The 10388-nt window shown below is 36.8% G+C and carries 9 protein-coding genes and 2 pseudogenes; 8 read left to right on the top strand and 3 right to left on the bottom strand.

The window, feature by feature from the left end:
• The first annotated feature begins 63 nt into the window (after positions 1-63).
• The 5 genes from AAX18_RS07570 (at position 64) to gdhA (ending at position 4212) form a co-directional block, all read left to right on the top strand.
• Positions 64-471: a MerR family transcriptional regulator gene (locus AAX18_RS07570; RefSeq protein ID WP_007526955.1), complete on the top strand. Its 408-nt coding sequence runs from the start codon at positions 64-66 to the stop codon at positions 469-471.
• 444 nt (positions 472-915) lie between these two features.
• Complete coding sequence (gene tatA, locus AAX18_RS07575; RefSeq protein WP_005629124.1) at positions 916-1143, top strand: twin-arginine translocase TatA/TatE family subunit; 228 nt, start codon at positions 916-918, stop codon at positions 1141-1143.
• A gap of 3 nt (positions 1144-1146) precedes the next feature.
• Positions 1147-1707 carry a Sec-independent protein translocase protein TatB gene (tatB, locus tag AAX18_RS07580; RefSeq protein ID WP_046953451.1) on the top strand — a complete coding sequence of 187 codons (561 nt, stop codon included), beginning with the start codon at positions 1147-1149 and terminating at the stop codon, positions 1705-1707.
• Between the two features lie 9 nt (positions 1708-1716).
• Positions 1717-2487 (top strand): twin-arginine translocase subunit TatC, encoded by a 771-nt coding sequence (gene tatC, locus AAX18_RS07585; protein ID WP_046953452.1) that lies wholly within the window; start codon positions 1717-1719, stop codon positions 2485-2487.
• A gap of 375 nt (positions 2488-2862) precedes the next feature.
• On the top strand, positions 2863-4212 hold the full coding sequence (gene gdhA / locus AAX18_RS07590; RefSeq protein ID WP_046953453.1) for an NADP-specific glutamate dehydrogenase: 1350 nt from the start codon (positions 2863-2865) through the stop codon (positions 4210-4212).
• A gap of 106 nt (positions 4213-4318) precedes the next feature.
• Here gdhA and fur read toward each other — a convergent pair.
• The 3 genes and pseudogenes from fur to AAX18_RS07605 form a co-directional block, all read right to left on the bottom strand.
• Positions 4319-4763: pseudogene (gene fur, locus AAX18_RS07595) on the bottom strand (ferric iron uptake transcriptional regulator).
• A 29-nt stretch (positions 4764-4792) separates the two neighbouring features.
• Positions 4793-5317, bottom strand: coding sequence for a flavodoxin FldA (gene fldA, locus AAX18_RS07600; RefSeq protein WP_005629135.1), 525 nt, complete (start codon positions 5315-5317; stop codon positions 4793-4795).
• Positions 5318-5415: 98 nt separating this feature from the next.
• The gene (locus AAX18_RS07605; protein WP_046953454.1) at positions 5416-6198 is read right to left on the bottom strand and encodes an alpha/beta fold hydrolase; all 783 of its coding nucleotides are present in this window, start codon (positions 6196-6198) and stop codon (positions 5416-5418) included.
• A 69-nt stretch (positions 6199-6267) separates the two neighbouring features.
• Between AAX18_RS07605 and seqA the strand changes: the two genes are divergently transcribed.
• The 3 genes and pseudogenes from seqA to AAX18_RS07620 form a co-directional block, all read left to right on the top strand.
• The gene (gene seqA, locus AAX18_RS07610; RefSeq protein WP_046953455.1) at positions 6268-6879 is read left to right on the top strand and encodes a replication initiation negative regulator SeqA; all 612 of its coding nucleotides are present in this window, start codon (positions 6268-6270) and stop codon (positions 6877-6879) included.
• Positions 6880-6881: 2 nt separating this feature from the next.
• Positions 6882-8243 carry an o-succinylbenzoate--CoA ligase gene (menE, locus tag AAX18_RS07615; RefSeq protein WP_046953459.1) on the top strand — a complete coding sequence of 454 codons (1362 nt, stop codon included), beginning with the start codon at positions 6882-6884 and terminating at the stop codon, positions 8241-8243.
• Between the two features lie 16 nt (positions 8244-8259).
• Positions 8260-10388 (top strand): annotated as a pseudogene (locus AAX18_RS07620) (mechanosensitive channel MscK); the annotation flags it as partial.

Raw genomic sequence — 10388 nt, forward strand, 5'->3', positions numbered from 1 at the left:
TACACTTTAGAGCTCACTCTAAGGCAAGCGTTTTTTGCAATTTTTTATTGGGAAGAAAGGGAAATGACTTACACCACCGCTAAAGCTGCCGAAAAAATCGGTATCTCCGCCCACACCTTACGCTTTTACGACAAAGAGGGCTTATTGCCTAACGTTGGACGCGATGAACACGGCAATCGCCGTTTTACAGATAACGACTTGCAATGGTTGAGTTTATTACAATGCTTGAAAAATACAGGAATGAGCTTAAAAGACATCAAACGCTTCGCTGAATGTACCACCATTGGCGACGATACCATTGACGAACGCCTTGCATTATTTGAAAGCCAAACAGAAAATGTGAAGTGCCAGATTGCTGAATTAAAACGCTATTTAAACTTACTGGAATACAAGTTAGCATTTTATCAAAAAGCCAAAGCATTAGGCTCGGTGGAAGCCGTAAATTTGCCGCAGATTCCTGAAACGACCTAAAAGGGGAAAAGTGGTCAAAATTTAGCTAAAAATAAACCGCTTTTTAAGATTGTCTTACCGTTATCACGCCGAATGCTTTGATATTGAAGATAAAGTAGTAATCTGCTCTAAGCGATGGCTTATGTTACTATATTGGAATAGTTACCTATCCATCAAATAGATTGCACTAGTTATACTTACAATAATTTCATAGTTACCTATATCCATCTTTTCCAACATAACGAATTTGTTAAATTTAGCTATAGAAAATCTGTAGATTGTTTATCTCATTTTGGCATATAGATAAATTTTTTAACTTTTTTATTACATAAACAAGTTAAAAATTGAGTTTTATGATTAAGATCAGAATAACATAAAAATAATCCGCGATAGCTATTGTTCTACGTGGGTAAAAAGGGTATATTCCGACCCAAATTTTTTCTTTTTTACAGAACGGAGTTTATTATGTTTGGTTTATCCCCTGCTCAAATGATTATCTTATTAGTGGTCATTTTATTGGTTTTCGGTACGAAAAAATTAAGAAATGCGGGTTCAGATCTTGGCGCTGCTGTGAAAGGCTTTAAGAAAGCAATGCAAGATGATGAAAAAGCAAAGGATGCTGAATTTAAGTCTATTGACAATAATGCAACATCTGCAAAAACTGAAACCACAAAAGAGAAAGAACAGGCTTAATCCGTGTTTGATATTGGTTTTTCAGAACTTGTTTTGTTAATGGTGGTTGGCCTAGTTGTGCTAGGACCGAAGCGTTTGCCTATCGCTATTCGCACAGTGATGGGCTGGGTGAAAACGATTCGTGGTTTAGCTGCCAATGTGCAAAATGAGTTGAAACAAGAACTAAAATTGCAAGAATTACAGGATAGTATCAAAAAAGCTGAATCTTTGAACTTGCAAACCCTTTCACCAGAATTGAGTAAAACGGTGGAAGAATTAAAAGCTCAAGCAGATAAAATGAAAGCAGAGCTAGAAGATAAAGCGGCTCAAGCTGGTACAACGGTGGAAGAGCAAATTAAAGAAATTAAAAGTGCGGCTGAAAATGCAGAAAAGCCTCAAAATGTGGCATTAACTGAGGATTCTACAGAAACTTTACCTGAAGTAGAAAAAAAACCTGCAGATTTAACCGCACTTGAAGCCCACGAGCAAGCAGAATTGACTGAGCGTTTATCTGATTATTATCCGCCGGATGAGATTGACATCGCTCCAGCACCAAAATCTCAATCTTCAAAAACTGAATCATAGCGAGTTTTTATGAGTAATGTGGATGAATCTCAACCTTTAATTACACACCTTGTTGAGCTAAGAAACCGTTTATTACGCTGTGTGATTTGTGTCGTATTGGTTTTTGTCGCATTGGTGTATTTTTCTAATGATATTTATCATTTCGTTGCTGCACCTTTAACGGCTGTTATGCCAAAAGGTGCGACGATGATCGCAACCAATATTCAAACGCCTTTCTTTACGCCAATTAAATTGACAGCGATTGTTGCTGTTTTTATTTCTGTCCCTTATTTGCTTTATCAAATTTGGGCTTTTGTTGCGCCTGCATTGTACCAACATGAAAAACGGATGATTTATCCGTTGCTATTTTCAAGTACGATTTTATTTTATTGTGGCGTGTCTTTTGCTTATTACGTTGTGTTCCCGTTTGTCTTTAGTTTCTTTACACAAACTGCACCAGAAGGTGTTGCTATTGCAACAGACATCAGCAGCTATTTAGATTTTGCTTTGGCATTATTTTTAGCGTTTGGTGTGTGTTTTGAAGTACCGATAGCTATCATTCTACTTTGCTGGACTGGCGTTACCACTGTGAAAGCTCTTTCCGAAAAACGTCCTTATATTATCGTGGGAGCGTTTTTTATCGGCATGCTTTTAACGCCTCCTGATGTTTTTTCACAAACTTTACTCGCAGTACCGATGTGCTTGCTCTTTGAGCTTGGCCTATTAGTAGCTCGTTTTTATCAACCTAAAGACGATGAAATTGCGGTTGAAAACAACGATGAATCAGAAAAAACAGAATAATAAATCGATTAATATATTAAATAGGGGCTTAGCCCCTTTTTTATTGCATTGATGTCATCCTCGCGTTGTTTTTTCATAAAACAATATTTTTTCTTTATTCACGAATAAATGTTATTTATAGCTTAGTAAAAGTTTCATATTTTCACCTAAAACAGCATCATTTTATTAGGTTATTATCTTTATTTTTATTTTATATTTAATAGATAAGGTGATTTTTTAGATAATTTCTTTTTGTTTTGTTTTTCTTTAAATTTCCTTCATAAAAATTATTGCAACGTTAAATCGCTCATTGCATATTGTCATTGCGAGCCTATGAGGCGAACATAATAAAAAACACAATACACACAACATCAACAACAAAGAAGGAAATTCATTATGTCAACAGTTGCTTCCTTAGATGCATTCTTAGCAAAAGTCGCTCAACGTGATGGTCATCAACCTGAGTTTTTACAAGCGGTGAGAGAAGTATTTACTTCTATTTGGCCCTTTTTAGAAGCGAATCCTAAATATCGTTCAGAGGGATTATTAGAACGTTTAGTCGAGCCTGAACGTGCATTTCAATTCCGTGTAGCTTGGATCGATGACAATGGTCAGGTGCAAGTTAACCGTGCATTCCGAGTGCAATTTAATAGTGCAATTGGTCCATTTAAGGGCGGTATGCGATTCCATCCATCAGTAAACTTATCTATTTTAAAATTTTTAGGTTTTGAGCAAATTTTTAAAAATGCTTTAACTACATTGCCTATGGGCGGAGCAAAAGGTGGTTCGGACTTTGATCCGAAAGGGAAATCAGATGCAGAAGTCATGCGTTTTTGCCAAGCATTGATGGCTGAACTTTATCGCCATGTCGGGGCGGATACTGATGTGCCTGCGGGTGATATTGGTGTTGGTGGGCGCGAAGTTGGTTATTTAGCGGGCTATATGAAAAAATTATCGAACCAAGCAGCATGCGTCTTTACTGGGCGTGGATTATCTTTTGGTGGTAGTTTAATTCGTCCAGAAGCAACGGGATATGGATTAGTTTATTTTGCTCAAGCCATGTTGGCTGAAAAAGGCGATAGCTTTGCGGGTAAAGTCGTATCGGTTTCAGGTTCTGGTAACGTAGCGCAATATGCTATTGAAAAAGCATTATCGTTTGGCGCAAAAGTGGTGACTTGCTCTGACTCATCAGGCTATGTTTATGATGCGGAGGGATTTACTACTGAAAAATTAGCCGCACTTTTAGAAATTAAAAATGTAAAACGTGGTCGCGTGAAAGATTATGCAGAACAATTTGGTTTGCAATATTTTGAAGGTAAACGCCCTTGGGAAGTGAAAGTTGATATTGCGCTTCCTTGTGCAACTCAAAATGAATTAGAACTTTCAGATGCTCAACTTTTAATTAAAAATGGCGTGAGATTGGTCGCTGAAGGCGCCAATATGCCAACTACCATTGAAGCAACAGAAGCCTTACAGGCTGCAGGTGTATTATTTGGACCTGGTAAAGCGGCTAATGCTGGTGGCGTAGCGACTTCAGGTTTAGAAATGGCGCAAAGCTCACAACGTTTGTATTGGACTGCAGAAGAAGTAGATTCAAAATTGCATCGAATTATGTTAGATATTCACGCAAACTGTAAAAAATACGGCACGATTGAGGGGCAAGAAAATATCAACTATGTGGTAGGCGCAAACGTAGCAGGTTTTGTCAAAGTTGCTGATGCTATGCTGGCACAAGGTGTTTATTAATCCTCAAAATTTCAAATAGAAAATAACCGCACTTTAAAAAAGAGCGGTTATTTTTTCGGATAAAATTTGAATATAAGAAAGGCGACATTGAGTCGCCTTAGTGATGTTATTTATTTGAATTGTTTTCATCGCACTTATTGATATCACTACATTTACCGTAAAGATATAAACTGTGTGCTTTTAACTTAATACCATATTGTTGGCTAATTTCACGTTGACGTTGTTCGATGATATTGTCACTGAATTCAAATACTTTTCCGCAATCCTCGCAGATAATATGATCATGATGTTCAGTTGGAGCTAGCTCAAATACAGATTTGTTACCTTCAAAATTGTGACGAATTAGAATATGAGCCTCGTCAAATTGATTTAATACTCTGTAAACGGTCGCTAAGCCAATTTCACTCCCTTGCTCAAGTAGGATTTTGTACACATCTTCTGCTGAGAAATGTTCGTGTTTGTGTTCTTGCATTAAGCTAAGAATCGTTAAACGAGGTTCAGTGATTTTTAATCCAGTCTTTTTTAAGTAATTTAATGTTTTCTTCAGACATAAAGTTCCCTTCCTTTTATGTGAAAAATTCTAAGCGAGCTCGGCTAAACACATTTCATCGTAAATTTGTTTACACCATTTTTCTACACGTTCTGCCGTGAGTTCAGGTTGGCGATCTTCATCAATACACAACCCAATGAAAGTTCCATCTTCTAATAATGCTTTTGATGCTTCAAAAGTATAACCTTCAGTTGGCCAGTTACCCACAATGATTGCGCCGCGCGGTTCTACGATGTCGCGCACGGTGCCGATAGCATCGCAGAAATAATCAGCATAGTCTTCTTGATCGCCACAGCCGAAAATACCTACGAGTTTATCTGTAAAATCAATTTCTTCTAACGTTGGGAAAAAATCATCCCAGTCAGCTTGTGCTTCGCCGTAATACCAAGTCGGAATACCGAAAAGTAAGAAATCGTATGCTTCAATATCTTCTTTGCTACTTTTTGCAATATCACGAATATCGATTAAGTCATTACCTAATTGTTTTTGGATCATTTTCGCGATGTTTTCGGTATTGCCTGTGTCACTGCCATAAAATAGACCAACAACTGCCATTTTTCTTTCCTTTTAAAATTTAACGTATTGATTATAAATAGGGGATATACCCTAAATTATGTGGGAGTATACTACAAAAGTATTCTCATTTAAATTAATTAATTCTTATTTACAAATCGCGCTATCGCACGTATAACAAATTCAGGTTTTTCAGCATGTACCCAATGCCCACAACCACTAATAGTAAAAGACGTCGCATGAGGAAATTGTTCTAAAATTTTGTCGCTATTCTCTATTTTTATATAAGAAGAATTTCCGCCTTTGATAAACAACGTCGGCGTGAGTACATGCACCTTTTCCCAATCCATAATGTTAGCGTAATTGTTGAAAAGTGCGGTGAGATTAAAGCGAAAATAATCAGGTGAATTGGGTTCAAAAGATTTCAGCATAAATTGAACGACATCCTGATCACCAATTTCCTTTTCTAAGAGCGGTTTGGCTTCTTGACGAGTTTGAGGGGCTGCATTTTTTACAGCGAACAAGCCATTAAACACATCTTTATGTCCAAATCCTTCGTAAGGCAGGGGAGACATATCAATTACAATTAATTTTTCGACTAATTCTGGACAAAGTGCGGTGATTTTCATGGCGGTTTTTCCCCCCATGGAATGGCCAATTAATATCACTTTGGATAAATTTAAGTGGCGGATTACTGCGATAACGTCTTCCGACATAAGTTGATAATCCATTTTTTCCGAATGAAAACTATGGCCGTGATTGCGCAGATCTACGCGTAAAATATTGTAATTTTCGCTAAAAGCTCTGGCGATGATGCCAAGGTTATTCATGTCCCCGAATAAACCGTGAATAAAAACTAAAGTTGGAGAATTAATCGTTTGTTTTACTTGATGAAATTGATAATTGAGCAATGAATTTGCCATAATTTTTGCGTGAGAATTTGTAAAGAAGTCGCTATAATTAAAAAAATTCTAGCAAACAGAGAGAAAAAAATGAAGATCATTGAAGTTGATGAAGAATTATACCAATACATTGCGAGCCAAACCCGCTCTATTGGGGAAAGTGCTTCGGATATTTTACGCCGTTTGCTTAATTTACCGGCACATGCGAGTGTTTTTGCTGATGACTTAACATTTGCTCCGGCTGAAAATAACGAAAAAACAGAATCAAAAGTAGAAGTACAGCCTGAACTTGTTAAGTCAGAAAGTGTAAAACCGACGAAAAAACAGCCGATAACTGCAATTAATCAGATCGTAGAAAAAGTTCAAACCTTATTGAACTCGACAGAATTTCAAGAGGAAGGCAAAGCTGTTACGCGTTTCTTGGCTATTTTGCGCGTGCTTTATCGCACTAATCCTGAAAGTTTTGCGCAAGCCACAGAATCTTTACAAGGCCGTACTCGAGTTTATTTTGCGCGCGATGAAGCAACATTGTTAATGACCGGCAATCATACAAAACCAAAACAAATTCCAGATACGCCTTATTGGGTTATTACTAATACAAACAGTGGTCGTAAAATGCTGATGTTGGAAGGTGCCATGCAATCAATGGATTTGCCTGAAAGTTTAATTGACGAAGTGCGGGCATATTTCACGGTAAATTAATGATGTATCCTTGGCAAGAATTTGCTCTCCAATCTAAGTTTTCTCATAAAATCGCCTTGCGCACTGCACAGGGCGATATTTTTAATTGGGCGCAAGTAGCCGAGAAAGTGAACCAAACTGTTTCCTTCTTACAAAATAAAGGTGTAAATCCTGAAAGTGCGGTTGCTTTTGTCGGAAAAAATACAGAAAACATTTTATTTTTATATCTTGCTACAATCCAACTGGGTGCAAAAATTCTAGGTATTAATCCGGCTTTTCCGCAAGAAAAAATTACAGAATTGTGTGATGTTCATCATATCGATTTTTGTTTTTATGATGAAGATTTGAGGTATTTTCCCAAAGCTGATGTAGTTATACAAAAAGCTCATTTCTTTCGCCCTGTTACAATGACGCTCACGTCTGGCTCGACAGGTTTGCCAAAAGCGGTAGTGCATAATGTTCAAGCGCATTTAGATAATGCGAAGGGCGTATGCGAATTGATGAAGTTCGATAGTGAACATTCTTGGCTACTTTCCTTGCCGTTATATCATGTTTCAGGTCAAGGTATTGTTTGGCGTTGGTTGAGTTGTGGCGCCGAATTGCATTTTCCGGAAACGGATTTTTACGCTTCATTATTGGAGACGACTCACGTTTCTCTTGTGCCAACGCAATTACAGCGTTTATTAGATTATTTACAGGAAAATCCGAGTATTTCATTTTCTACACGTCATATTTTACTGGGCGGTGCGCATATTCCGACAGAACTTACACAAAAAATGGTGAAATATGGTATCGAAACGTATTCTGGCTACGGAATGACGGAAATGGCTTCTACGGTTTTTGCCAAAAAATCTAATGAAAAACAAGGCGTAGGGCAACCGTTATTAGGCAGGGAGTATCGCTTAGTAAATGATGAAATTTGGCTAAAAGGTGCTGGTTTGGCGATGGGCTATTGGAAAGATCGACAAATTTTTCCATTAACGAATAGCGACGGCTGGCTTCAGACAAAAGATAAGGGCATTTTGCAAAAAGGCGAACTGGTTATTATCGGACGACTTGATAATATGTTTATTTCAGGCGGTGAAAATATTCAGCCAGAAGAAATAGAGCAAGTGATGCTGAAAAATGCTACGGTGAAACAAGTTTTTGTTTTACCCAAAGCCGATCATGAATTTGGCTATCGCCCAGTTGCGATTGTTGCTTTGAATGAACCCTTTAATCAAAGTGTGGTCGAAAAACTCACTGAATTTTTACAAGATAAATTGGCTCGTTTTAAACAGCCAATAGCTTATTATGAATTACCAGTAGATTTATCTGCTGGCGCAATAAAAATATCACGTAAAGTGCTTGCCGATTGGTTAGCAAAACAAATAAACGAACAATAAAAAATACAGGTAACTTATGAAAACATCACGTTTTTTCACCGCACTTTTAGCTACAGCTTTAATTGGTTGGGCAACGGTGCCTCCAACATTTGCTGCAAACAAAAGCAAAATATTATTACCTACGGAGCAAGAACTCACTGCAGATTTAGCTGATGTGCAAAAAATGGCTGATGGTGATGTAAAAACAGCACTTATTAATGAATTACAAACCTCTTTAGATTTATTGCAACTCATTCAAACTCAACAAAAAAATAACGAAGATTTATATGATGTTTTAGCCCATGCTGATAGTGAAATTAAGAAAAATAATGCAGATTTATTGGCGTTTAAGAAGCAGTTAGAACAATCTAAATCAGTCGATTATCAAGCACAAAATTTAGCAGATTTACAGGCTACATTAAGTAAACTTAATGTTCAACAGCAGGAAACCCAAACTGAGTTAAGCAAGGCTAATACTCAATTAGCGGGGCAAAGTTCTGTATCTGAGCGTGCACAAACTAGTCTTACTGAGAATTTGAAACGCACACAAGAAATTAATCAACAATTAGCCGATAGCAATCTTACAAAAACCTTACGTCAAAAAAATCAAATAGAATTACAGTTGATTGATTTAAAAAACGCTTATAACCAAGATTTATTGAAAAATAGCGATCAGCTGACATTGCTTTATCAAAGCCGTTATGATTTGTTGAATGCTCGTTTGCAACTGCTACAACAACAAATTGTGGCGCTCCAAGAAGTGATTAATCAGAAAAACTTGGCGCAAACTCAAAACCAAGTAGAACAAGTTCAGCAACAGCAACAAAATAGTGCAAAAAATGTTTATATTCAGAAAGAATTGGCGCGTAATGCAGAGTTGAGTCAATATTTGTTGCAACAAACTGAAAAGACGAACATCTTGACACAAGATGATTTAAGAATGCGCAATGTGTTTGATAGTCTCACTCAAACTCAACATACCATCGAGGAGCAAATTAGTGCATTACAAGGTACATTGGTGCTTTCTCGTATTATTCAACAACAAAAACAAAAATTACCGACGAACTTAAATATTCAAGGTTTATCAAAACAAATTGCGGATTTGCGGGTACAAATTTTCGATATTACTCAAAAACGTAATGAACTTTACGATTTAGATGCCTATATTGCTAAAGTCGAATCAGATGAAGGTGAGAAATTTACTCACGCTGAAAAAACACAATTAGTTAATTTGCTAACTGAACGTCGTAAAATGGCTTCTGACTTAATTAAGTCATTGAATAATCAACTTAATTTAGCTATTTCTTTAGAGCTTACTCAGCAACAAATTACTCAAATTAGTGATCAAATTCAATCAAAATTGGAGCAACAAAGTTTCTGGGTTAGGAGTAATAATCCTATCAATTTAGATTGGTTTGCTGAATTGCCTCGAGCATTTATGGCGCAAGTTGATGGTATTTTGAAAAAAATTGGTTTACCAACAAATTACAGTAACTTGCCTTACTTACTGATGTACTGCTTGGGCTTGTTTATTATTGGTGGCGCTATTTTTAAATTCAAAGATCGTATCAAACAACGCCTGTCAAAAATTAACGGCGAAATTAACCGATTAAAATATGATAATCAGTGGAATACTCCACAAGCCTTATTGCTTACTGCATTTTTAACGCTTTCAGGAACTTTATGGTTTTTAGCCATTTGTCAAATGCTTGGCTTTTTCTTTATGAAAAATCCAACTGAGTTTTGGGATTGGTCGTTTAGTATGGCGGGCTATTGGTGGTTCTTCACGTTTTGGCTTTCTTTATTTCGCCCGAATGGGATTTTTGTCCGTCACTTTGAATTTTCTCAACAAAGTGCGGTGCGTTTTCAAAGTGTAATTAAACGTATTGTTGTAGCGGTTGTTTTATTACTGAATACATCAGTATTTAGTAACGTGACTGATTATGGGTTAGCAAATGATGTGATTGGACAAGTGAATACAATAGTTTCATTGTTGTTCTGCATTATTATCATCGCGCCACGTTTCAAAAATGTGCTACGTTCTTACGAAGATGAGAAAAAAAGCCATAATCACATTATTGTCAAAATCGTTCAATTCGGTTTACAGATTATTCCTGTTGGCTTAGTGATATTAGTCGCGTTGGGATACTATTACACTGCGTTGAA

It is taken from the genome of Haemophilus haemolyticus, from assembly GCF_001008205.1.
GTDB classification, from domain to species: domain Bacteria; phylum Pseudomonadota; class Gammaproteobacteria; order Enterobacterales; family Pasteurellaceae; genus Haemophilus; species Haemophilus haemolyticus_Q.

Bases quoted from the DNA above. Each gene is read 5' to 3' on its own strand.
- fldA (WP_005629135.1), bottom strand. From the start codon at position 5,317: ATGGCAGTTGTTGGTCTATTTTATGGCAGTGACACAGGCAATACCGAA.
- seqA (WP_046953455.1), top strand. From the start codon at position 6,268: ATGAAGATCATTGAAGTTGATGAAGAATTATACCAATACATTGCGAGC.
- tatA (WP_005629124.1), top strand. From the start codon at position 916: ATGTTTGGTTTATCCCCTGCTCAAATGATTATCTTATTAGTGGTCATT.
- tatC (WP_046953452.1), top strand. From the start codon at position 1,717: ATGAGTAATGTGGATGAATCTCAACCTTTAATTACACACCTTGTTGAG.
- AAX18_RS07570 (WP_007526955.1), top strand. From the start codon at position 64: ATGACTTACACCACCGCTAAAGCTGCCGAAAAAATCGGTATCTCCGCC.
- AAX18_RS07605 (WP_046953454.1), bottom strand. From the start codon at position 6,198: ATGGCAAATTCATTGCTCAATTATCAATTTCATCAAGTAAAACAAACG.
- gdhA (WP_046953453.1), top strand. From the start codon at position 2,863: ATGTCAACAGTTGCTTCCTTAGATGCATTCTTAGCAAAAGTCGCTCAA.
- menE (WP_046953459.1), top strand. From the start codon at position 6,882: ATGTATCCTTGGCAAGAATTTGCTCTCCAATCTAAGTTTTCTCATAAA.